Source organism: Exiguobacterium alkaliphilum 12/1, assembly GCF_000714435.1.
GTDB lineage: Bacteria > Bacillota > Bacilli > Exiguobacteriales > Exiguobacteriaceae > Exiguobacterium > Exiguobacterium alkaliphilum.
In genome coordinates this window covers 115,840-139,355 of the sequence record NZ_JJMW01000064.1, presented here as the reverse complement: position 1 = coordinate 139,355, position 23,516 = coordinate 115,840, and the positions used below count along the sequence as shown (strand labels likewise).

The window sequence follows — 23,516 nt, the reverse complement described above, 5'->3', positions numbered from 1 at the left end:
TTGTACCAAACAAAAACCAGTATCCGCTTGGAATACTGGTTGAATGGGTGGTTGTGGGTCAGGCTTCGAGACGCAAAAGTTCTTGGCGGTATTTCTCTAACCGATGCTTGCTAGCCTGGACAGTGGCATCATCTTGTGACGCCATTGCATCGAAGAGCGTTGCCAATTCATAATCAATCTCTAAGCGCAGCACCGGAATCCGTTTTTCTGCGTCTTTTCTTTTGAATGCCTCGATCACTTGTTTCATGAGATGCCACACTCCTTTAGTTGGGCTACAAGTTACGGTTTAGTGAGTTGAATTGAGTATATCAGATGAGATTCAAAAAAGAAAGAGAATTGTCTGACTATTTTGAATTTTTTATCTTAGAGAGTATATTCCCACTTCAACCGGTCCTAAACCTGATTTAACTGTTAGTGATATGTACCCTATTTCTGCAGGAATTAACAAAAAAAGCATGAGAAAACGGTTGCGTCTCCTCACACTTTCTACACTCACACTTTTAAAATCTTCGTATTTGATTTTAATGCCGCTTGGACCGTACGATAGGTGGAGTATCCGGTCTGTTCATCGTGGACGGCACTCAATTGTTTTTCCTCGGACTTCGACGTCACGATTCGTTTGAACGTCCGATACGCGTCTAAAAATGCCTCCCGTTCGACGCCACCTTCGTTCGCGAGTGCGACTTGGTTATAGAACTCGACGACGTCGATTAACTCCTCGGTCGTCCAGTCCGGATTGATTGGATAGTTGATTTGCATATTGTTCACCTCGTCACTCATTGTATCAACAAAAAAAACTATTGCAAGTTGGGTTGGAAATCTCTATAGTTTTTTTGTTGCATCATTTTTACTGATATTTCTTAAACGCCAATTGGGGAAAGACATATAGTTTGATTTATTGACCGACCTCACCTACAAACTGATTCCAAGGAGGGCTCACTATTGAAATTGAAAGCTGCCACACAGCTCGAGACACCGCTTTTTGACACGTTGCTCAAACACGTCGACACGAATCCAATCGCATTCCACATTCCTGGCCATAAAGGCGGAAAAGGAATGGATCCTGCGTTTCGCGACTTCATCGGCGAGAACGCACTCAAAATCGATTTAATCAACATCGCACCGCTCGATGACTTGCATCACCCGAAAGCAGCTATCGCTGAAGCGGAACGACTTGCCGCCGACGCGTTCCGTGCCGACGAGACATTCTTCTCGGTGCAAGGGACGTCAAGCGCCATCATGGCGATGATCATGGGTGTCGTCGGACCGAACGAAAAGATTATCGTCCCGCGCAACGTGCATAAGTCTGTCATGTCGGCGCTCGTTTTGACAGGAGCCCACCCGGTCTTCATCCATCCGGAGTTTGACGAGACGTACGGCATCGCCCACGGCATCACGGCGAGCGCTGTCGAACGTGCGCTCGAGTTGCACCCGGACACGAAAGCCGTCCTCGTCATCAACCCGACATACTTCGGGGTGGCCGGTGACTTAGAGCGCATCGTCGCGGTCGCGCACGCTCAGGACGTGCCTGTCCTCGTCGATGAGGCGCACGGCGTCCACTTGCCGTTCCATGACGAATTGCCGCTCTCGGCCATGCAAGCTGGGGCTGACGTCGCGGCGACGAGCGTGCATAAGCTCGGCGGTTCGATGACGGGAAGCTCAATTTTGAACGTCCGTCGGGGCCTCGTCTCACCTGAGCGAATTCACGCGATGTTGTCGATGATCACGACGACATCGACGTCTTATTTGTTGCTCGCCTCGCTCGACGCGGCCCGGCGACAACTCGCGACGAAAGGTGAGGCGATGAACAACCGTGCCCTCTCGCTCGCTCGTACAGCGCGTTCGGCCATCAATAACATGCCGCACCTATCCGTATACGGCCACGCCGAACTGCATTCTGAGTCGACGTACGCCCTTGACGAGACGAAAGTGCTCGTCTCGGTCAGAGAGCTCGGAATCACCGGCTTCGAGATTGAGAAGTATTTACGTGAGAAGCATCAGATTGAAGTCGAGATGTCCGATTTATTGAACGTCCTCTTCATCGTGACGAGCGCGGACGACGAATCGACGATCCAAGCATTGATTGACGCGATGCGCGACGTCGTTTCGGTGTATAACACGTCTGACAACGATTCGTTGTCCATCATGCTCCCGGAGATTCCACCGCTCGCGCTCAGCCCGCGTGACGCGTTCTACGAAGAGACGGAGACGATTCCGCTCGAGAACGCCGTCGGGCGCATCTCGGCCGAGTTTATCATGGTCTACCCGCCGGGAATCCCAATCATCATCCCGGGCGAGCTCATCACCGCATCGACGCTCGAGTATATCATGGCGAACATCGAGGCAGGCCTTCCGGTCCAAGGACTCGAGGACGAGTCGCTGCAAATGATTAAAGTGATTCAACAGACGAAAGCCATCCGTTAACACGAAAGCGCACCGGTCGATTGACCGGTGCGCTTTGTTGTCATCAAAAGAAAAGGTGGCTTATGATGATCGAATTGCTTCCCCTTCACCCATTATAAGAAAACGCTTACATTTTTTCAAGAGAAGATTCTTCCGAGTCTATTTCTTTTTCTTCTAAACATAACCGCAAAAACTCAGCGACATGATCCGTATCTCGTAATGCAATCCCGAGCATCGGGTACAACTGTCTCGGCTCTTCTAATGCATGTTGATCGAGAAGCGCGGACTGGCCGGTCTGCATGCAGACGACGAGTACCTTGCCCATGAATTGATGCGTATAGACGAAACCGAAATCGTAGCGGGCCCTCTCCGTCTCGATGCCCGTGAAACGGACGCGGCTCGTCTCAGAGACCGTATATAAGAGTTCTTCATCGAACGCCATCATGGAGTCCCTCCTTTCTAACATCTCTATATATTTTTCCTTTATACTTGATGTATGAAACCTAAAAGGAGGTGGCGCGATGCAGATCAAAAAGGCGACGTCACGTGACGTACACACCCTAGTCCGTTTGATGCATCAGCTTTGGCCGGATGCGCCAGTCGCCGAGCTGTCGGCCGAAGTCCGACTTGGCCTTCGTTCCGACAAGATGCATTACTTCCTCGCCATCACGGAGGAACCGATCGGATTTTGCCAACTGAGCTTTCGATATGACTACGTCCCTGGAGCCACGGAAGAACCGACGGCATTCATCGAAGGGATTTACGTCATCGGTCCGGAACGAGGCAACGACGTGGCGACGCAACTGATCGAGACGGCTACAAAGTTTGCCCGCTCGAACGGTTGCTATGAGCTCGCCTCGGATACCGAGATTGACAATACAGGTAGCCAACAGTTTCACAAGCGTCTCGGCTTTGAAGAGGTCGAGCGGACGGTCCATTACATTAAAAAAATCTCTCGCTACGAATAGCGAGAGATTTTTTGTCGTTACTTGACGACGTGGATTGGCATACCGATTGCGATTTCTGCAGCTTCCATTGCCATCTCACCGAGTGATGGGTGAGCGTGGATTGTAAGTGCGATATCTTCAGCCGTCATACCTGCTTCGATGGCGAGGCCGAGCTCGGCGATCATATCAGAAGCGCCTGTACCCGCGATTTGAGCACCGATCAAGAGACCGTCCTCTTTACGCGTGATGAGCTTCATGAAGCCGTCTGGCTCGTCGAGAGCGAGGGCACGACCGTTTGCAGCGAATGGGAATTTCGACACTGTGATGTCGAGTCCTTCTTCTTTTGCGAGCGGCTCTGTGTAACCGACTGTCGCGAGCTCAGGGTCAGTGAAGACGACCGCTGGGATTGCTGAGTAGTCGAGGTACGCAGGCTTGCCTGCAGCTGCTTCTGCCGCGATTTTCGCTTCATACGAAGCTTTGTGCGCGAGCGGTGGTCCCGGTACGATGTCACCGATCGCGTAGATGTTTTCATTCGACGTCTTGCACTGGTCGTCGATTTCGATGATGCCGCGGTCGCTGACTTTCACTTCCGCGTTCTCAAGACCGATATCACCAGTGTTTGGACGACGGCCGACTGTGACGAGGACGTAGTCCGCTTCCACAGATTGCTCTTCGCCGTTCACTTCAAACTTAACGGTTACGCCGTCTTCTGTCTCTTCGACGCCTTTTGCAAGCGCGTTCGTGTGAATCGTGACGTTCCCTTTTTGTTTGAGCTTCTTCTTGACGATTTGCGTCATTTGCGGCTCGAAGCCAGACAAGATGTCGCTAGCGCCTTCAACGACGACGACTTCTGTATCGAAGTTCGCGTACGCTGTTCCAAGCTCCATACCGATGTATCCGCCGCCGATGACGACGAGCTTTTTCGGTACTTCTGGAAGCGCCAATGCGCCAGTTGAAGAAAGGACGCGTTTTGACCATTTGAACGATGGAATCTCGATTGGTGTCGAACCAGTCGCGATGATCGCTTTTTTGAACTTGTAAGGAGTCGAGCTGTCTTCTGTGATGACACGGACTGTGTCTTCAGATGCGAAGAACGCTTCCCCTTGAACGATTTCAATCTTGTTGCCTTTCAAGAGGCCTTTAACGCCGCCAGTCAACTTGTTGACGACCGACTGTTTCCAGTCTTGGACTTTCGTGAAGTCGACAGCAACGTTATCCGACGTGATCCCCATTGATGAGTGACCTTTCGCGTGCTGGAAGTTGTGACCAGCCGTGATTAACGCTTTTGACGGGATACATCCGACGTTCAAGCAGACGCCGCCGAAGTTACCTTTCTCGACGATCGTCACTTTGAGGCCGAGTTGCGCGCCACGGATGGCTGCGACGTATCCGCCAGGACCGGCACCGATGACGATTAAATCAGTTTCTTGTGCGAATTCTCCTACTACCATGTTCTTATCCCTCCATCATTAGAAGTGCTGGATCTTGAAGCAAACGTTTCACCATGTTGAGTGCGTTTTGAGCAGTCGCACCGTCGATGAGGCGGTGGTCAAAGCTGAATGAAAGCGCGAGCACTGGTGCTGCAACGATTTCGCCGTCTTTGACGACAGCTTTTTCAGCGATGCGGCCGATACCGAGAATCGCAACTTCTGGGTGGTTGATGACAGGTGTGAACCATTGTCCACCAGCAGAACCGATGTTCGTGATTGTGATCGATCCGCCTTTCATGTCGTCCCCAGCGAGTTTACCTTCACGTGCTTTACCGGCAAGCTCATTGATGTTTGTAGCGAGTGCATAGATTGATTTACGGTCTGCTTCTTTGACGACAGGAACGACGAGGCCGTTGTCCGTGTCAGCAGCGATACCGATGTTGTAGTAGTTTTTGTAGACGATTTCTTCGTTCACATCGTCGATTGATGCGTTGATCGCTGGGTAAGCTTTCGCTGCAGCTGTCAATGCTTTCACAACGAACGGCAAGTACGTGAGTTTCACGCCTTGGTCAGCCGCGACTTGTTTGAACTCTTTACGGAGTGCGACGAGTTTCGTGACGTCGACTTCGTCCATGAGTGTAACGTGTGGCGCTGTGTGTTTCGAGTTGACCATCGCTTTCGAGATCGCTTTACGGATTCCACGGATCTTCTCACGCGTTTCGAGTTCAGGTGTAGCTGACTCGTAAGGCTTGATTTCCGTTTTCGCTGCCGCTGCCGGAGCTACAGATTCTGTTTTCTCTGTTGTAGCTTCTGCTGCTGGTGCTTCACCGTTAGCGAACGCATCGATGTCTTCTTTCAAGACGCGACCGTTATCGCCTGAACCTTTGACTTCACGGATGTCGACGCCTTTTTCGCGAGCGTACTTGCGAATCGAAGGCATCGCGATGACGCGCTCCGACTTGTGAAGTTGAACTTCACGCGGGCCGTCTTCTTTCACGTCAGCTTGAACTGTCTCTTCAGTCTTCTCTTCAGCTTTTGGCTGTTCAGGAGCTGCTTCCTCTTCGCCTGCTGGCGCGTCACCTTCGATGTCGAACGTGATGAGGACGTCACCGACGACGGCAACTGTTCCTTCAGAGACTTTGACTTCTTTGACTGTTCCATCAACTGGAGCTGGGATTTCAACGACAGCCTTGTCGTTTTGTACTTCGAGGAGGATATCATCCTCTTTTACTGTGTCCCCGTCTTTTACGAACCACTTGACGATTTCACCTTCGTGAATTCCTTCACCGATGTCTGGTAATTTAAATTCAAATACTGCCACTGGTTTTTCCTCCCATCAAATAATCATGTAAACACGACGAGGGAGACAATTCTCCCTCATCGCCAAATGAACACGATCAGAAGTTGATAACTTCCTTAACTTTTGCAACGACATCTTTATGGTCAGGTAACCATGCGTCTTCTCCTTGTGCGAAGGCGAAAACTGTGTCAGGTGCAGTCACACGAAGCACTGGTGCTTCGAGGTGAAGAATTGCGCGTTCTTGAATTTCAGTTACAACGTTTGCCGCGATACCTGCTTGACGCTGTGCCTCTTGAACGACGATCGCACGGCCAGTCTTTTTAACAGACTCGACGATTGTATCGATATCAAGCGGGCTCACTGTCATGAGGTCGATGACTTCTACGTTGATGTTTTCTTTTTCGAGTTCTTCCGCTGCTTTGAGTGACGTGTGGACCATCGCACCGTATGTGATGATTGAAACGTCAGTCCCTTCACGCTTCACGTCTGCTTTTCCAAGCTCGATCGTGTATTCGCCTTCAGGTACTTCGCCACGGAATGAACGGTAAAGCTTCATGTGCTCGAGGAAAACGACAGGGTCGTTGTCGCGGATTGACGCGATCAAGAGTCCTTTTGCATCGTACGGAGTCGACGGGATGACGACTTTAAGACCAGGTGTCTGAGCCATCAAGCCTTCGAGGCTATCCGCATGAAGTTCAGGTGTTTTTACACCGCCACCGAATGGTGAACGGATTGTGATTGGCTGGCTGTAAGCGCCGCCTGAACGGTAACGCATCCGTGCCATTTGAGCTGCGATTGAGTCAAATACTTCGAATACGAAACCGAAGAATTGAACTTCCATGATTGGACGGAAACCAGTGAGACCGAGACCGATGGCAAGACCACCGATACCAGACTCAGCAAGCGGCGTGTCGAAGACGCGGTCTTCGCCGAGCTCGTCTTGGAGGCCTTCTGTCGCACGGAATACCCCACCGTTTTTACCAACGTCTTCTCCGAAAAGAAGTACTTTCTCGTCGCGCTTCATTTCAACGCGCATCGCATCAGTAATCGCTTGGATCATTGTCATTTGAGCCATAACTTACTTCGACTCCTTTGCAGTATATTCTTCGAGCTGCTCTTTCAAGTTAGCAGGAAGTTCTTCGAACATGTTGTTGATGAAGTCCGAAACTTTTTGTTTTGGTTCTTTGTCAGCGAGGCTGATTGCTTCTTTCACGTCAGCTTTCGCTTGCTCGATCACTTCGTTCTCCATGTCTTCGTTCCAAAGCTTTTTGCCTTCGAGGAAGAGACGGAAGCGTACGAGTGGATCTTTTTCTTGATACTCTGTGTCGAGTTCTTTCGTACGGTAACGTGTTGGGTCATCCCCAGCGAGCGTATGTGGTCCGTAGCGGTATGTGAGTGCTTCGATGAGCGTCGGCGTTCCGTCAAGTGCGTCTTTACGCGCTTGTTGCGTTGCGGCGAGGACAGCGAGAACGTCCATTCCGTCAACTTGGATTCCGTTGATGCCCGCTGCGACAGCTTTTTGCGCGATCGTTTTAGCTGCAGTTTGCTTCTCGACAGGAGTCGAGATCGCGAAGCGGTTGTTTTGAACGACGAAGATGGCTGGTGATTTGAATGCACCTGCAAAGTTCAAACCTTCGTAGAAGTCACCTTGTGATGAACCACCGTCACCCGTGTAAGTAATGGCGACGTTTGTGTTGCCGTTGCGTTTGAGGCCCATGGCCACGCCCGCTGCTTGGATGATTTGTGCGCCGATGATGATTTGTGGCATCAAGACGTTGACGTCTTCAGGGATGCGGTTCCCTGCAACGTGTCCACGTGAGAACAAGAACGCTTGATAAAGCGGAAGTCCGTGGAATACGAGTTGTGGGATATCACGGTAGCCTGGAAGGATCCAGTCTTGTTTGTCGAGCGCGTATTGCGTCCCGATCATCGTTGCTTCTTGACCTGCCACTGGCGCGTAGAAGCCTAGGCGACCTTGACGGTTAAGTGAGATTGCACGTTGGTCCCAGATTCGAGTATAGACCATGCGGCGCATAAGCTCCTGAAGTTGCTCGTCCGTTACGTCGGGCATAGCGTCTTGGTTGACGACTTCGCCCTTCTCGTCGAGAATACGGAACGTTTGGAAGTTTTCTTCCACGTTTTGAAGTACCTGAACGTTGTTCATTCGTTTCACCTCATCCTTTCAACTATGAGACAATTGTCTTTTTTGTGATCAAACACTACCTCAAATCTTAAGTGTATCTGTCCAAAAAAGCAATCTGTATTAACGTGATACAGGAAAGTAATTCTGTTCCTGCCGTTTCTTAGACAGTATAAAACGGGTTGTTATAATAACGCAAAAAATATGCTTACCTTATAAAAACGCTTACATGAACACATCTTTTCACTCATTTCGCCTCTGTATCATTTTCGTTTCACCTTCTGTACCATCTCGAGGATTTCCCCATTAAATATGATATAATGAGGCATATCGAAATTGGAAAGGAAGTTGTACATGTTAACGATGAAAGATGTGATTCGTGAAGGGGACGACCGACTTCGCCTTCGCTCGACAGAAGTCCCAATCCCTCCTACGGCTGAAGATTTGGAGCTTCTTGACGAGATGGAGACGTTCCTCGTCAATAGCCAGGACCCGGAGATTAGCGAAAAATATGAGCTTCGCGGAGGCGTCGGGATTGCGGCACCGCAACTCGGCGTCAATCGCCGCTTCTTCACCGTCCTGTTGCAAGAGGAAGACGAGACGTTCAAGCTGTCCATTTTCAACCCAAGGATTACGAGCCACTCGGTGGAGCAGACGTACTTGAACGGCGGTGAAGGGTGCTTGTCTGTCGACCGTGTCGTCAACGGAAATGTGCCGCGCCATCGCCGTATCACCCTCGAAGGGTTCGATCGTGACGGCAACCCAATCAAATTGCGCCTTCGTGGCATGCGGGCCATCGTCTGCCAACACGAGCTCGACCACTTAGACGGCGTCATGTTCTACGACCGCATCAACCCGACCAATCCGCTTGAGACTTATGGTGAGCCAATCTGAGGTGACGAACGTGAAAAAAAAGGCGCTGTTGTTAGTATTCCCATTTTTATTTCTTTTAATCGGTGGATGTGTCCGCATCGAATATGACGCCACTGTTCATTATGATCAATCGGTCACGCTCGAGACGACGTATGCGTTTCGCGACCACCCCGTCATGAAGCTGCTCAATTTGCGGCTCGATTGGGATACATGGAAGCAACAAGCGAACGATAACGGTTACGCGACACGTGACTACTCGAGCGAAGACGATTACGAGGGCATGGTGCTTAAGAAGACGTTCGACAATGTCGATGAGTTACAAAACATTAAAGAAGAATGGAAGACCGGTCCAGCCGGTATCCTCGTCCCGCCTGACATGGAGTTCGATGTGCAAAAAGAAGAAGGCATTTGGTTCGACTCCTATGTGCTCAACACGAACCTGGATTTACGTCTGGACCGAATCGAGCTACCAGGCCTCAACTTGAGCGGCTCACCGAAACAGCTCGCCGAGCGCTATGTCCGTCAAGCCGATATTCGTTTCAACTTAACCGTACCGACGGGTGTGTTTGTTGAAGACGGCACCGGGCTCGACCTCCGTTCGATGAAGCATGTCGAATGGCAAGTGTACGGAGGCCGACAAAACAATATGACGCTCGTCGCCCATGTGCCGAACGTGAAGGCGTGGATCATCACGGTCGTCGCTTTCGTCGTCGTTAGCCTCGCCAGTTTCTTCATTTGGCGGAAATATCGACAGAACGCCGGCGACCCGAACAAAACGTCCATTCGCTCGCGTCTACTCGGTGTGCTCATCGTCGTCTTGGCACTCTCCATCATCATCGTGACCGTCCGGGAAGAGTTGACGACCGAACGGAAAGCCGAGGCGGTGCGCCAAGCGGCCCAGACCGACGAGTTCATCCCGACGTTCGCCGTCCATGGTCTGCTCGGGACGGACCGGACGTTCCTGCGCTTCTCCCAGTTCATGGAGCAGCGTGGCCTCGCCAAGGATGGCGCCCTCTGTACCGTTTCGACAGAGAGCGAGGTCGACTGCGTCATCAACGACTATAGCTCGAACCGTCCGATCGTCCGCATCGAATACGAAGACGCCGAGGCTTCGCTGAACAATCAGACGAAATGGTTGAACGCGGCGATTGAGACGTATAAGGCCGAACGCAACAAGTCGTTCGAGCGAATGTATTTGATCGGCCATAGTATGGGCGGCGTCGCGGCCGCGAACTATATCTTGAACCAAGACAAGTACTTGATTGATAAATTCGTCTCGTTCGACAGCCCGTTCGCCGGCACTCGCCTCGCCAACTTCGGTCTATCGGCAAGCAACTTCGGCGTCAACACAGGGAGTGCCGCCATCCGGGACTTGTCCCCAACATCGGACGGACTTGTGGCGTTCCAGTCGAAGCTCGAGACGTGGCCGCGTTCCGTTCAAGTGTTGTCGTTCGCCGGGCGCGGTGGGGAGTTCAATTTGATCGAGCCCTCGAGCTCCCTCCTCCTCGAAGACTATACGAACAACATCACGACGGAGACCGTCCCGTACGACCACTTCTCGCTCCATCGGAAGACGGACGTGCTCCGCGATACGGGACGATTCCTGTACGAGTATACGAACGAGTTCAACCCGGTCGAAACAAACTGACGAAAGCCCGCCTTCGTGAATGTTTCTCTACCTCTCGTTTAAAAAAGGAACGGGGTACGAAAGAGGGATGGAGGCGTGGACCGACCGATGGCACGGCGAGACTTCTAGGGGAATAGCAAGCATTGGGAGACCCAGCAGCGTTAAGCGATGCGGCTCCCTGCTTGCCCCCAGAAAAGCGAGCTGTGCCTAGTCGGGCAAATAAAAAAACTGCAGACAATGTTTTGTCTACAGTCTGAACCCGCCCTCTTCACGAAGGCGGGTTTCTTTGTTAGTACGTCATCGTCCACGTCAGTTTTTGCAACCAGTAAATCAAATACTTACCAATTGGCAAGTCCGTTTGAATCTCTTCGTACGCGAGCGTATACGTTCCTTCTTCATTGTTCCACAACCGTTTGAAGTAGCCGTCGACTTCGTTCATAAACTCCGTCTCGGTCGTCGCGACGACTTCGACATCGGCTTCTAAATTGTAGTCGTTCATGTTACGCGCCGTATAGTTCCCAGAACCGATGACGACGACTTGTCGTTCCCCTTCCACATACAACAGTTTCGGATGATACTGTTCGTCACCGACTTCGTACCACCGAATCTCGATTTGATCAGGGTTGACCGTGTTCAGTTCGGCTGTCACCGGCAAGTTCGGTAGACCCGACTTGTCCCGCCCAAACGCATTCGTGTTCGGGTCGAGGATCAGTTTGACGAAGACGCCCCGCTCTGCGGCCCGGTGAATGGCATGGATGATGTCTCGGTCAGCCAAATAGAACATGCCGACCCAAATCGTCTCCCCCGCTTTCGCCTGATCCATCCCGTCGATGACCGCCTCTTCAATCTTCGACTCGGTCACGTATCGGATTTGCATCGGTCCGTCCGAGTCTTCCTCCCGAAGGTTCGCTAACTTCTCTTCATCCGGGAACCTCGCCTCGTCCCCTTTCGAGAATCGGGCAATCGCCTCTTCCCCTTCTAAAATATCAGCGAGGATTGGACCGTCAAGGCGGACCCCGACGTTCGAATGATACCCGCTCGCGTCATGCGGATTCGCCGACAAGACAAACCCTTCGTTCTCGGTCACCATGACTTTCCGATGGTTCGCCTTCACGTTCAACAGTCGTAAATAGGACCGGATGGTGATGTCCGGTGCCGACTTTGCCATCGGGTTCGGGAGCCAGCCGTTCTGGCTATCCCCAAACCATTGGAAAGCCATCCGATACACAGTGGAATACAGGATGTTTGGATCGCGAAGGGCATCTAAATTTGTATAGACGATTTCAGCGCCCGCCTCCTCCAATAAGTCGAGATGATCGGCAGGATGCCCGTTATACGTCGTGTTGATTTCATCGGTGATGACGACGACGTTCAAATCCGGATACGCCTCCATCTGCTCGAGGAGCGCCGCCGTCAAACGAGCCGTGATCGTCGGATATTGTCGATCTTCATTTGAATAAGGATTAAATAAGAAAAAGTCCATGACGACATACTCGCGCGCCTCACGAATCGATCGTTCGACGTCTTGAAAAATCTCCATTTCGTTCACTTCCGTGTCCTCGCCTTGGTACGTCAAGTCAAACAGGAAATCGATTTGGTCGTCTGAAATCGCGACCGGTTCTGACGCCCGTGATACGCCTTCTGGTAACGGCTTGACTTGGTGATAAATCATCGTAATAAGGAAGAGGACGAGTAGCACGGCAACGCCCCACTTCACCCATCCACGTCTCCTCTTTTTCTCTGCCATCTGCACCCGCTCCTTATTGTTCGGTTCAAAAAACGGGCCGTAGTCTCCTACAGCCCGTTCGATCATACTTCCATAATAATCGGAAGAACCATTGGGTGTCTTCTCGTTTTTTGTGCCAAATATGGTGTAAGCGTATCGGAAACGAGTTGTTTCAACTCTGACCATTTCATCTGCTTGTTCGACAAACCTTGTTCGACCGTCTTCTTCAACAGACGCTCACCGTCACGAATCAAGCTACCCGACTCACGCATGTAGACGAAACCGCGCGAGATGATGTCTGGCCCGGAGACGAGTTTGCGTGTCTTGCCGTCAATGCTGATGACGACGACGACGAGCCCGTCCTCTGAGAGGATGCGACGGTCGCGCAAGACGATGTTGCCGATATCCCCGATGCCGTTCCCGTCGATATAAACGGCGTTCGCGGAAATCTTGCCGGTTACGGCTGCCGAGTCGGCGTCGACCGCGAGCACTTCCCCGTTATCCATGACGAAACTGTTCTCTTTCGGGATCCCGACCGATTCAGCGAGTTCGGCGTGTTTCTTCAACATTCGATACTCGCCGTGAATCGGCATGAAGAATTTCGGGTTGAGCAATCGAATCATGAGCAACTGCTCTTGTTGTGAGCCGTGACCTGACGTATGGATGTTCGTCAACTTACCATAGACGACGTCCGCGCCCGCTTTATACAGCTGGTCAATCGTTTTCCCGACCGAGATAGCGTTACCTGGGATCGGTGACGACGAGAAGATGACCGTGTCACCTGGGATGATGGACACTTGGCGGTGCGTCCCGTTCGCGATTCGGCTAAGGGCTGCCATCGGCTCCCCTTGTGAACCGGTACAAAGAATCGCCACTTCGTTCGGGTCATAGTTGCGCATTTGGTTCGCCTCGATGATCATGCCTTTCGGGACGTTGATGAATCCGAGCTCTTGCCCGATCGTCATGACCTTCTCCATCGAACGGCCGAAGATGAGCAAGTGACGTCCTGTCTCGGCGCATGCGTCGATGACTTGTTGCAGGCGATAGATGTTCGAAGCGAACGTCGCGAAAATGATGCGTCCTTCCGCTTTGCGGAACGTCTCACTGATCGTGCCGCCGACGACACGTTCACTCATCGTGAACCCTTCGACTTCCGCGTTCGTCGAGTCGGATAAGAGACAAAGGACGCCCTCTTTCCCGATTTCCGCCATCTTGGCGAGGTCGGCCGGTTCACCGACTGGCGTGAAGTCGAACTTGAAATCGCCCGTATGAACGATGTTCCCTTGCGGCGTCTTGACGACGACACCGAGCGAGTTCGGAATCGAGTGGGTCGTCCGGAAGAACGAGATGCTCGTCTTACGGAATTTGACAATCGCATCCTCGTCAATCTCGTGGAGTTCTGCTTCGCGAAGCAATCCGTGCTCTTCAAGCTTCACTTTGATGAGGCCAAGCGCGAGCTTCGTCGCATAAATCGGCAGTTTCACTTGCTTCAAGAGAAACGGGATGCCGCCGATATGGTCTTCGTGTCCATGGGTGATGAATACCCCTTTGACTTTATCTTTGTTTTTAATCAGATAAGTGTAATCCGGAATGACGTAGTCGATTCCAAGCAAATCGTCCTCCGGGAACATGATACCGGCATCGATGACGATAATCTCGTCTTGGAATTGAACGACGTACGTGTTCTTCCCGATTTCACCGAGTCCGCCTAGTGCGAACACGGCCGTTTGGTGGTTCTTTACAAACTTCATTTAATCTCTCCTTACTAAAATAGTTGATTTCATCTATGTGAAACATAAGTGATTCTCGCAGTATGGTTACGTTCCGTAAGATTCTTTCTTCATTATAGCTCATATTGTGTCAATATTTCACTAATGACGTCAGATTGAGGGTTGTTTCGCGATTTCATGTTATGCTTTTGAGTATAGCAAGACCATTATCAGACAGAGAAAGCATGGTGAATGAACATGGAAGATCAGAAAGTTGTCTTTTTCGACATTGACGGGACCCTTCTTCACGACGGGACGTACATCCCGCCCTCGACCATCCGCGCAATCAAACAGTTACAGGTGAACGGTGTCGAGACGTTCATCGCGACAGGCCGTGGACCGGCGATGTTATCGAACATTCCCGAGCAAGTCGGAATCAATAGCTTCGTCTGCTACAACGGGCAAATCGTCGTGCATGACGGAGAAGTCGTCTATCGGAACACGTTGCCGACGAGCGCGTTGACGCGTTTGACCAGTCATGCCGATTCAAATGATCATACGCTCGTCTATCTCGGTCAGCATCGAGGCGGGGCGACCCGGCGAAACGATACCATCGTCGAGCAATCACTCGGCGAGCTCGACATGCCGATTCCTTCGTTTGCGCCGAACTTCCATAAAGAACAAGACGTCTACCAGACGCTCCTATACTGCACACCCGAAGATGAGCACCATTACGTGAACGCCTACGAAGAGTTCGACTTCATCCGCTGGCACCCGCACGCGATGGACGTCATCAATCGCGGGGCGAGCAAGGCCGACGGCATTCGTCACTTCATCGAAGCGAACGGCTACCGGCTCGAGAACACGTATGCGTTCGGTGATGCGCTGAACGATTTAGCGATGCTCCAATACGTCGGAACTGGCATCGCGATGGGCAACGGACGCGTCGAGGCGAAAGAGGCGGCCGATTACGTGACGAAGTCCATCCTCGACGACGGGATTGAATACGGCTTGAAGAAAATGAATTTGATTTAACACAAAACGAGAGGCGCGCGCCTCTCGTTTTTATCTGGACCGAAGTGTACGTTCGAGTCGGTCGAGGTCGGTATCTTTTCCGATGATGATTAGAATGTCTTCCGGCAAAATCATCTCGTCTGCTTGCGGCGAGATGAGGACGTCGTCGTCACGGCGAATCGCCACGATGTTGACGCCGTATTTGGCGCGGAGGTCCAAGTCGATGAGCGACTTGTTCGACAGCTTCTCGCCGGCCTTGATCTCCACGATCGAATGTTCGTTCGAGAGCTCCAAATAATCCAAAATGCTTTGGCTCATCAACCCATTGGCGATTCGGACGCCCATGTCACGTTCCGGATGGACGATATTGTCGGCCCCGATGCGGCGCAACACTTTCTCATGGTAGTCGTTCGTCGCTTTTACCGTGATGATTTGAACGCCGAGCTCTTTCAAGATGAGCGTCGTCAAAATCGACGCTTGGATATTCTCCCCAATCGCCACGATGACATGCTCGAAGTTACGAATTCCGAGACTCTTCAATACGTTCTCGTCTGTCGTATCGGCGATGACCGCGTGCGTGGCCAATCCCATAAATTCGTTGACGCGTTCTTCGTCCGCATCGATGGCGAGGACATCGTATCCGTTCGCCGACAACTCACGAACGATCGACCCGCCAAAACGTCCTAACCCGATGACTGCAAATTCACCTGTCATGATTCATACATCCCTTTCCAACCGCGCATTCTGTTCTCGATTCTTCGTTCAGTGTAACCGATTCACTAAAAAAAAACTATATAAAAAAAGACCGGGAAGACCCGGTCTTACGCTTTGCCGCTCGAACGTTTGCCACGCACGTAATCGTTGTCGAACAAGAACAGTCGAAGCAACAAATATAGTGCCGGAACGAGGAGTAACAAACCTAGAATGAAGACGACGACGAGCGCGATGGCCATCGACTCGTTGACGACGCTTCCGTTGATATCAATATACGGATACAAGATATACGGCAAATGCGTATATCCGTAGCCGAACCAGGCCATGAAGAACTGACCCATGACCATGAGGAACGCGATTCCGTAGTTCCGCTTCAAATAGACGAGCGCGACCGCTGCGACGAAGAAGATGAAACTTACCGCGAACCACCACCAGTTGCCCGCCAAAATCCGCTCATAGTGCCAAGCCGCTTGTGACTTGAGACCAAAGAAGACAAGGCCCGAGGCGATGATGGTCGGAACACTCCAGAACAGCGCCCATTTCCGGACGAGCCCCATCGCTGTCTTGTCCCCGGCTTTATCCGCATAGAACAAGAGGAACATCGCACTGATGTAGAGCACCGAGACGATGGCGAGCGTGACGACCGTCCACGAGTAGAAGTTCGTGAACAACTTCATGCCGTCGAAAAAGACGCCAGCCTCCGTCTCGTTGATGAACCCGCCTTGACTGACTGTGAGGACAGTCGACATCGAGGCCGGAATCAACAAACCGGTCGCCCCATACAAGAACATATAGAGCGTGCTCTCTTTTGAACCGTAGTTCGCGAACGCGTAAAAGCTACCGCGAATCGCCAAAAGAATCAACACGACCGAGGCCGGGATGAGGAGTGCCGTCCCGTAGTAGTAGGCCGTATCCGGGAAGAACCCGACGATCCCGACGAAGAAGAAGACAAAAAACACGTTCGTCACTTCCCACGTCGGCGATAAATACCGTGCAATCAGACGGTTGACCATATGGTCTCGCTTCGTGTACTTGCTATAGAAAGCGAAGAAGCCAGCACCGAAATCAATCGATGCGACAATGAGATAACCGTACAAGAACGTCCATAAGACGGCAATCCCTAATTCTTGAATCTCCATGTCATACCCTCCGATCACACTTCATCGGCAAACATCGCTTCACCGCGATGTTCCGATTGTTTTAGTTCTTTCCCAACTGGGTTGTCCTTGAACAGACGCGTCAAGACGAGCACCGTGACCACGCCAAGAACCGCATAGAGGATCGCGAAAGCGACAAGCATCCAACCAACGTTCGCCGACGTCGTCGCCGCTTCACTCGTGCGCATAAGTTCATACAGCGCCCAAGGCTGACGACCGAATTCGGCGAAGAACCAACCAAATTCGATGGCCATCATCGCGAGCGGACCACCGGCTGCGATGGCGATGAGCATCGGTTTACTGAATTGATTCAAGCGTTTAATATACCGTCCGAGCACGAACAGGAACGAAATGAGTGCCAAGAGCATCCCAATCCCGACCATCGCATCGAACAGATAGTGAACAAAGAGCGGCGGTTGGTCCTCTTGCGCGAACTCGTTCAATCCCGTCACTTCATAGTCCGGGACACCACCGGCTAAAATCGAGAGCGCATACGGAATCTTGATGGCCCCGCGCACTTCGTATCCACCTTGTCCGTCATCTTCGAGCCAGCCCCCTAAAATGAGCTCGGCCTCAGACGACGTCTCAAAGTGCCATTCCGCAGCCGCCAATTTGTCCGGCTGATACTTCGCCAAATATTTACCAGAGAAGTCACCGACGAGCGCTGTCGCAATCGCGAAGATCAACGCGACCGTCATCGTCAAGCGAAGCCCGCGCTTATGGTAGGCGATCGTCGCTTGGTCGAGCTGGTTGCGATGGCTACGGAGAAGTTGCACCGCAGCGATTGCCGCCAAAATGAACGCAGACGTCAAAATGGCCGACGTGAGCACGTGCGACATCTTCGTCGGCATGGCCGGACTGAACATCGCCTCAATCGGACTCACGTTCGCAAGTCGTCCGTCGATGATATCAAACCCGACCGGTTGGTTCATGAAACTGTTCACCGTTGTAATGAAGAAACCGGAGAACAATGCCCCGACCGCGACGGGAATCCCGACGAGCATATGATGCCATGGGTTTTTAAAGCGGTCCCACGTGTACAAATAAATACCGAGGAAGATGGCTTCAAAGAAGAACGCGAACGTCTCCATGAATAGCGGGAGCGCAATCGTCTGACCGGCCACGCGCATCAAGTTCGGCCACAATAGGGATAATTGCAGCCCGATGGCCGTCCCTGTGACAACACCGACCGCTACGGTCACGACATACCCTCGTGACCACCGTCGGGCCATGAGTGTGTATTTTGGATCTTTCTTTTTAATCCCTAAAAATTCAGCCAATAAAATTAAAAGTGGAACCCCGACGCCGAGTGTGGCAAAAATCACGTGGAAGCCCAGCGTGAGTGCCGTTAACGCTCGACTCATCAGGACAGGATCTTGAAACATCTATTGATACCCTCCTATCTCTCTCTATCGCTTCAAACCGTTGCCTGAAACGCCAAATCAATGATGATTTCCATTGGATAACCTTATCATAAAGATTTTATATGGCGCTGTAATGTCTCAATGCTCAAGTTCGCAAAATGTTCACATTTGAGCAATCTTAACAAAATCGTCGCTTTACAATCATAATGAATTCCCGCTTTCTGCATATCGAAAGCATGATTTCACACATTTCCAACAAAAAAGACGAACCGATCGTCTTAGCGAAATGGTTCGTCTTTCTCGATATATGAATGGGGTTCAAGGCGATTATAAAATCGTGACCGTCCGGAAATAGTGGTCGAACAAGTCGATGGCGACATCGATGGCCCGCTCATCTGGGTTGAGCGTCGATTGATGCAACCCGGACCCCATGTCGTTCACACCGAGCCATACCATAAACCCGGGAACTTGTTTGAGCATGTACCCGAAATCTTCTCCCGTCATGGCCGGCACGCACGTCTTGTACGAATAGCCAATCTCCTCGACCGCCTCTTCGAACTGATACAAGTAACGCTCGTCGTTGACGACCTCGTGATACCGGTTGCCGAACTCGAGGTCGATGTGAACGTTATACGTCATCTCGACACCGGCGATGATTTGACGGATACGTCGTTCGAGGACGACCATCTCTTTGTCCGACAGCGCCCGAATCGTCCCATCGAGTTTCGCTGTGTCGGCGATAATATTCTCTTTCGTACCGGCCACGACTTTACCGATGCTGACGACGGCACTGCCCATCGGGTCGATGTTGCGCGAGACGACCGTCTGTAATTGCATGATGAGCGCCGCTTGCACGATGACCGCGTCGATGCCGGCATGCGGGAACGCCCCGTGCCCGCCTTTTCCGTGAATCGTCATGTGAAGCTCACGTGCGCTCGCAAACAACACGCCTGGACGCGAAGCGACCATGCCGACCGGGTACTCCGGAGCGACGTGAAGTCCAAACATCGCATCAGGGCGGAAATGATAAAACAGCTCTGACATCGCCATCGGCTCGGCACCGCCCGGCCCTTCCTCGGCCGGTTGGAAGAAGATGACGAGGTTATGGTCGAGCGGTTCCTCGACCGAGCGTTTAATGAGACCGAGCGCGATCGCCATGTGCACGTCATGGCCACACGCATGCATCATCCCTTCATGGAGCGAGGCGAACTCGAGACCGGTCTCTTCCGTGATTGGCAGACCGTCCATATCGGCCCGATAACCGATCGTCTTGTCGCCGACAAGTCCGTCGACACGGACGAACAGGCCGGTGCGCCAATGCGAGATGTGCACCCGCGGCGACTCGAGCGAGCGAATCAACTGCTCGAGCGTCGCTTGCGTCTTGAACTCTTCATACCCTCGTTCTGGAATCAAATGTAACTGCCTTCTTGCTTCAATCGCCCAACTCATTCCACACTCTCCTTCGTCATTTCTTCAACAACTTCCCAAAACGCCCGCACTTGTGCCAATTCAAGCATCGACTCGGTCGACAGCATCCACGTGTCCCGCACGAGCGGTGTCCCGTTCGACGACGTGAGCGGGATCTTATGAATCGACTCGACATCCCGAATCGTCGACTCGGGCAAAATCGCAAAGCCAATCCCATGGAGCGCCATCTGTTTACACGTCTCGATTTGGTCGACGACGAGCGTCGTCATCGGCGGGCTCGAGAACCGTTCTTGCCACCATTCGAGTATCTCTTGATAATACGTCGAGTCGCTCTTGAACTGGATGAACGAACGCTCGTTATTCTTCAACTGTTTTAAATCCGTCATCTTCAAATCGACGAGGTGGAGCGAATCCGAGAACAAACGCATCTTCTCGCCTCGCCAATCCGGATTGCCACGGATGATGCCGATATGAAAATTTTCTTCTAACATATAGCGCATCATCTCGCTCGACCAACCGGTCACCAACTTGACACGGACCGATGGATAGCGCTCAACGAAACGCTTCAAGACGCGCGGCAACCAATACTGCCCCATAATCGAGGCGACGGCAATCTTTAACGTACCATACACCTCACCTTGCTTCGCCGTCAACTCTCCGCGAAGCTCCTGCTCTTCGCTATACATCTTTTTGGCAAAGTCGATAATCTTCTCACCGTCCGGGGTGAGGGCGAGTCCGCGGGTCGAGCGGACAAAAATTTTCTTTCCCCACTGATGCTCGATCGTGACGAGCCGTTGACTGAGCGCCGGTTGCGACACGAAAAGTCGTTCTGCGGCTTTACGCATATTCAATTCCTCGGCGAGGACGATTAACACTTCCACTTCTGATACTTGCATGACGTCACCTATTTCTCTATCGTTTCGAAACCTGTATACTGGATACGTTATTGCTTCACTGTATCATATCATGTTTAATCAATTTTTTGAGTTGTCAGGAGGAACAATGATGCAACGTCACCATTTTGCCTTTATCGTCGCCACGATTGCGACGCTCGGCAGTCTTTACTTTTCTGAAGTCATGCTTTACTTGCCGTGCAAGTTATGTTGGTTCCAACGCATATTTATGTATCCGCTCGCGATTTATTATATGACCATCATGTTCACGAACCGTTCCGTCAACCGATTGTTCGTCGGCCTCATGGCGGGAACGGGATGGGCCATCGCCCTCTATCATGTCATCCTCGAGCGTATCCCGAACGGAGATGCGTTTTGCAGCAATGATTGCCTCATTCGCTGGGTCAACTATTTCGGATTCGTCACGATTCCGCTCATGAGCCTAATCGCCTTCACACTCATCTTGCTCATTCAGTTCGTCCCGTTTCGTAAGCGATAATTCAGGAAAAGAAGCGTTGGCCCTGTGGGGCCGACGCTTCTTTTCAATCACTGCCACCACTCGTCATAGAGCGAGGCCGGCATATGGTGCTTGTGACGTGCCCGCTTGAAAATCGTCTCGATCCGCTCTTTGATGGCCGCATCGACGTCTTTCCCTTCGAGATAGTCGTCGAGTTCATCATAGGTCATGCCGAGTGCGACTTCGTCCGGGAGACCCGGTTTGTCGTCTTCTAGGTCGGCTGTCGGCACTTTGTAAATCAAGCTCTCGTGTGCCTCGAGCTCGTGCAACAGCGCTTTGCCTTGCCGTTTGTTCAGCCCCGTGAGCGGTGTCAAATCACAGGCGCCGTCGCCATGTTTCGTATAAAAGCCCGTCACGTACTCGGCCGCATGGTCGGTACCGACGACGAGCGCCCCGAACGTCGCCGCGATGTCGTATTGAACTTTCATCCGTTCGCGCGCTTTCGTGTTCCCTTTATGGAAATCACCGAGTTCAAATCCGGTCGCCTGTTGGAACGAGGCGACCGAGGCGTCGACGGCCGGTTTGATATTGACCGTGAACACATTGTCCGGACGGATGAACTCGATGGCCCGTTGCGCATCGTCTTCGTCATGTTGCTCGCCATATGGGAGACGTACCGCATAGAACGTATAATCGCCGCCGTCCTGACGTAGTTCTTCCATCGCGAGCTGACAAAGTTTTCCGGCAAGCGTCGAATCTTGGCCTCCCGAGATGCCGAGCACGAGGCCTTTCGCTCCGGCCCGTCTGACGTAAGCCTTTAAAAAGTCGATTCGTCGGCGCACTTCCTCAGCCGGGTCGATGTTCGGTACTACGTGTGTGGATTCGATAATATGTTGTTGCATCAATGGTTTCCTCCCTCATCATCAGTTCGTTTGTCTCATTGTCTGACAATGAAACCTTATCGTCAACTTCTTTCATTCCCATATCAAAAAGACGGAAACCTCGGTTCCCGTCTCATGATTCGCTATTGGATGCGGAACGCTGTGACGTCTCCGCCAATCGGAAGCAATTCAAGGAATAGCGATTGACCTTCTGTCGGCTCTTCATCTAAAAGGGCGCCGAACACGAAATCTCCTGTCGAAGCTTGCGCCGCACCTTCTGCGTACACCATATGTCCGTCCGAAATGCTCCACTCGAACTCTTCGACGTCCGTAAACCCTGAGACCTCGATCAACGTGCCGTTACGTTTGATTGTCACGTCACGGAAATCACCATCCGTTTGCGGACCCTCGGTCGTCTCCGTGCCCGACTCTTCGGCCGCTTCTTCGGTCGCTTCTTCACTCGACTCCTCAGCAGGGGCTTCAGTCGCCTCGACCGTGAACCGCGTTTGGTCGGTCACCGCCATTTCCGGAGCGCCTTCGACTTGCCCGAGACCGACAAAGTCGGCCGTGTAGTCCCCTGTCGCTAGGTCGAGCGGGAACGTCTCGTCGAACACTTTCGTTTCGCCGGCTTCCCACGTCTCTTCAATGATCGATTCCGTGAACATGTACTCGCTACCGTAATCGAATACCGTCGTCTCCCCGTTCATGACCATCAATTGGAAACGTTGCGACGAGTTGAACGTCACGTTCACCGGCACGTCGTTCGGGTTCGTCATCGACACACGGACGACCAACTGCTTCGCGGCCGCATCGTAATTCGCATCCGTCTCAAGCGTCAACAAGGCAGGTGGTGTCGACGTGTTCCCGTCCACATCACTCGCATTCTCTTCTTCTTTCCCACACGCTGCCACGACGATGAGCAATGCCGCGACCGCGACGAGCAACCAAGTTTTCTTCACGTATCCCACTCTCCTCTGAAAAATAAAAAAACGTCTATAGCACTAGTGTATACGTTCGTGCAGACGTTTGTAATCTATTTCCTAATATTATTTACCTTTTTTATGAAACTTGAAGCGTTTCAGCGTATTGTTGTAAACCAATCATGAACAACGAGTCAGCGACGTCGATGTCTGAACGAACTTGTGCAGAGATCGAGAACGTCTCACTATGGATTGACTCAAAGATGACGGTGATGATGCCATCGACCACTTCCTTATAGGCTACGAGTTCGGGTGTTTCTGCAAAAAGCATCATGAGTATGGCTCCTTTTTCGATATGAGATATACTCAGTGTAGCAACGTTTCAAAAAAAATAACGTCTTATCGTTCGACAGGTCGAACGACCTAGTCGACAACGTGTCGAATGTATGGAATGAATTGTTAACCGTTTTCAATTAGAGACTTCTTTCCTATAGAAAAAGAGAGGAAGAACGCAATTCGTCCCCCTCCCTTTG

23 protein-coding genes are annotated in these 23,516 nt (G+C 51.8%); 6 read left to right on the top strand and 17 right to left on the bottom strand.

Translation table 11 applies throughout. The features are described 5' to 3' along the window. Positions 1-58 precede the first annotated feature (58 nt). Together RT52_RS14130 and RT52_RS14125 are read right to left on the bottom strand one after the other, a co-directional pair. Positions 59-247 carry a hypothetical protein gene (locus RT52_RS14130; RefSeq protein WP_015881266.1) on the bottom strand — a complete coding sequence of 63 codons (189 nt, stop codon included), beginning with the start codon at positions 245-247 and terminating at the stop codon, positions 59-61. A 245-nt stretch (positions 248-492) separates the two neighbouring features. Then, the gene (locus RT52_RS14125; RefSeq protein WP_034807542.1) at positions 493-759 is read right to left on the bottom strand and encodes a UPF0223 family protein; all 267 of its coding nucleotides are present in this window, start codon (positions 757-759) and stop codon (positions 493-495) included. 183 nt (positions 760-942) lie between these two features. Here RT52_RS14125 and RT52_RS14120 point away from each other — a divergent pair, with 183 nt between their 5' ends. Then, the gene (locus tag RT52_RS14120; RefSeq protein ID WP_034807544.1) at positions 943-2,424 is read left to right on the top strand and encodes an aminotransferase class I/II-fold pyridoxal phosphate-dependent enzyme; all 1,482 of its coding nucleotides are present in this window, start codon (positions 943-945) and stop codon (positions 2,422-2,424) included. Between the two features lie 106 nt (positions 2,425-2,530). On the opposite strand, the gene RT52_RS14115 is transcribed toward RT52_RS14120, so the two are convergent. After that, positions 2,531-2,848 carry a DUF3055 domain-containing protein gene (locus tag RT52_RS14115; protein ID WP_034807546.1) on the bottom strand — a complete coding sequence of 106 codons (318 nt, stop codon included), beginning with the start codon at positions 2,846-2,848 and terminating at the stop codon, positions 2,531-2,533. A gap of 76 nt (positions 2,849-2,924) precedes the next feature. Between RT52_RS14115 and aac(6') the strand changes: the two genes are divergently transcribed. Beyond that, positions 2,925-3,371, top strand: coding sequence for an aminoglycoside 6'-N-acetyltransferase (gene aac(6'), locus RT52_RS14110; RefSeq protein WP_034818021.1), 447 nt, complete (start codon positions 2,925-2,927; stop codon positions 3,369-3,371). A gap of 17 nt (positions 3,372-3,388) precedes the next feature. Here aac(6') and lpdA read toward each other — a convergent pair whose 3' ends face one another. The 4 genes from lpdA to pdhA all read right to left on the bottom strand — a co-directional run bounded on the left by lpdA (position 3,389) and on the right by pdhA (position 8,244). Further along, positions 3,389-4,801, bottom strand: coding sequence for a dihydrolipoyl dehydrogenase (gene lpdA, locus RT52_RS14105; RefSeq protein ID WP_034808641.1), 1,413 nt, complete (start codon positions 4,799-4,801; stop codon positions 3,389-3,391). A 4-nt stretch (positions 4,802-4,805) separates the two neighbouring features. Continuing rightward, a complete protein-coding gene (locus RT52_RS14100) occupies positions 4,806-6,101 on the bottom strand; it encodes a dihydrolipoamide acetyltransferase family protein (RefSeq protein WP_034808640.1) in 1,296 nt (431 codons plus the stop codon). Positions 6,102-6,177: 76 nt separating this feature from the next. Further along, on the bottom strand, positions 6,178-7,155 hold the full coding sequence (locus RT52_RS14095) for an alpha-ketoacid dehydrogenase subunit beta (RefSeq protein WP_034808639.1): 978 nt from the start codon (positions 7,153-7,155) through the stop codon (positions 6,178-6,180). 3 nt (positions 7,156-7,158) lie between these two features. Then, entirely contained in the window at positions 7,159-8,244 is a 1,086-nt protein-coding gene (pdhA, locus tag RT52_RS14090; protein ID WP_034808637.1) for a pyruvate dehydrogenase (acetyl-transferring) E1 component subunit alpha, read from the bottom strand. Between the two features lie 330 nt (positions 8,245-8,574). Between pdhA and def the strand changes: the two genes are divergently transcribed. Together def and RT52_RS14080 are read left to right on the top strand one after the other, a co-directional pair. Next, complete coding sequence (gene def / locus RT52_RS14085) at positions 8,575-9,114, top strand: peptide deformylase (RefSeq protein ID WP_034808635.1); 540 nt, start codon at positions 8,575-8,577, stop codon at positions 9,112-9,114. 1 nt (position 9,115) lies between these two features. Next, positions 9,116-10,741, top strand: coding sequence for an alpha/beta hydrolase (locus RT52_RS14080; protein WP_034818020.1), 1,626 nt, complete (start codon positions 9,116-9,118; stop codon positions 10,739-10,741). Between the two features lie 268 nt (positions 10,742-11,009). On the opposite strand, the gene RT52_RS14075 is transcribed toward RT52_RS14080, so the two are convergent. Further along, on the bottom strand, positions 11,010-12,467 hold the full coding sequence (locus tag RT52_RS14075) for a phospholipase D family protein (RefSeq protein WP_034818019.1): 1,458 nt from the start codon (positions 12,465-12,467) through the stop codon (positions 11,010-11,012). Between the two features lie 62 nt (positions 12,468-12,529). Beyond that, the gene (gene rnjA, locus RT52_RS14070; RefSeq protein ID WP_034807611.1) at positions 12,530-14,197 is read right to left on the bottom strand and encodes a ribonuclease J1; all 1,668 of its coding nucleotides are present in this window, start codon (positions 14,195-14,197) and stop codon (positions 12,530-12,532) included. A gap of 216 nt (positions 14,198-14,413) precedes the next feature. Here rnjA and RT52_RS14065 point away from each other — a divergent pair, with 216 nt between their 5' ends. After that, the gene (locus RT52_RS14065; RefSeq protein ID WP_034818018.1) at positions 14,414-15,190 is read left to right on the top strand and encodes a Cof-type HAD-IIB family hydrolase; all 777 of its coding nucleotides are present in this window, start codon (positions 14,414-14,416) and stop codon (positions 15,188-15,190) included. Positions 15,191-15,220: 30 nt separating this feature from the next. Here RT52_RS14065 and RT52_RS14060 read toward each other — a convergent pair whose 3' ends face one another. From RT52_RS14060 to RT52_RS14040, 5 genes are all read right to left on the bottom strand, one after another. After that, positions 15,221-15,883 carry a potassium channel family protein gene (locus RT52_RS14060; protein ID WP_034818017.1) on the bottom strand — a complete coding sequence of 221 codons (663 nt, stop codon included), beginning with the start codon at positions 15,881-15,883 and terminating at the stop codon, positions 15,221-15,223. Between the two features lie 107 nt (positions 15,884-15,990). Continuing rightward, the gene (locus tag RT52_RS14055; protein WP_034818016.1) at positions 15,991-17,022 is read right to left on the bottom strand and encodes a cytochrome d ubiquinol oxidase subunit II; all 1,032 of its coding nucleotides are present in this window, start codon (positions 17,020-17,022) and stop codon (positions 15,991-15,993) included. A 14-nt stretch (positions 17,023-17,036) separates the two neighbouring features. After that, positions 17,037-18,425: a cytochrome ubiquinol oxidase subunit I gene (locus RT52_RS14050; RefSeq protein WP_034818015.1), complete on the bottom strand. Its 1,389-nt coding sequence runs from the start codon at positions 18,423-18,425 to the stop codon at positions 17,037-17,039. Positions 18,426-18,731: 306 nt separating this feature from the next. Then, on the bottom strand, positions 18,732-19,853 hold the full coding sequence (locus tag RT52_RS14045; RefSeq protein WP_034818014.1) for an N-acetyldiaminopimelate deacetylase: 1,122 nt from the start codon (positions 19,851-19,853) through the stop codon (positions 18,732-18,734). Continuing rightward, positions 19,850-20,728 (bottom strand): LysR family transcriptional regulator, encoded by an 879-nt coding sequence (locus tag RT52_RS14040; RefSeq protein ID WP_034818013.1) that lies wholly within the window; start codon positions 20,726-20,728, stop codon positions 19,850-19,852. Before RT52_RS14040 ends, RT52_RS14045 begins: the two co-directional genes overlap by 4 nt. A 109-nt stretch (positions 20,729-20,837) precedes the next feature. Here RT52_RS14040 and RT52_RS14035 point away from each other — a divergent pair, with 109 nt between their 5' ends. Continuing rightward, on the top strand, positions 20,838-21,224 hold the full coding sequence (locus RT52_RS14035) for a disulfide bond formation protein B (RefSeq protein WP_034818012.1): 387 nt from the start codon (positions 20,838-20,840) through the stop codon (positions 21,222-21,224). A 47-nt stretch (positions 21,225-21,271) separates the two neighbouring features. Here RT52_RS14035 and nadE read toward each other — a convergent pair whose 3' ends face one another. The 3 genes from nadE to RT52_RS14020 all read right to left on the bottom strand — a co-directional run bounded on the left by nadE (position 21,272) and on the right by RT52_RS14020 (position 23,317). Beyond that, positions 21,272-22,084: an ammonia-dependent NAD(+) synthetase gene (gene nadE / locus RT52_RS14030; protein WP_034807626.1), complete on the bottom strand. Its 813-nt coding sequence runs from the start codon at positions 22,082-22,084 to the stop codon at positions 21,272-21,274. A gap of 122 nt (positions 22,085-22,206) precedes the next feature. Then, positions 22,207-23,022, bottom strand: coding sequence for a BsuPI-related putative proteinase inhibitor (locus RT52_RS14025; protein WP_034818011.1), 816 nt, complete (start codon positions 23,020-23,022; stop codon positions 22,207-22,209). A gap of 100 nt (positions 23,023-23,122) precedes the next feature. Continuing rightward, positions 23,123-23,317, bottom strand: a complete 195-nt coding sequence (locus RT52_RS14020; protein ID WP_034818010.1) for a hypothetical protein — start codon at positions 23,315-23,317, stop codon at positions 23,123-23,125. Positions 23,318-23,516: the final 199 nt, after the last annotated feature.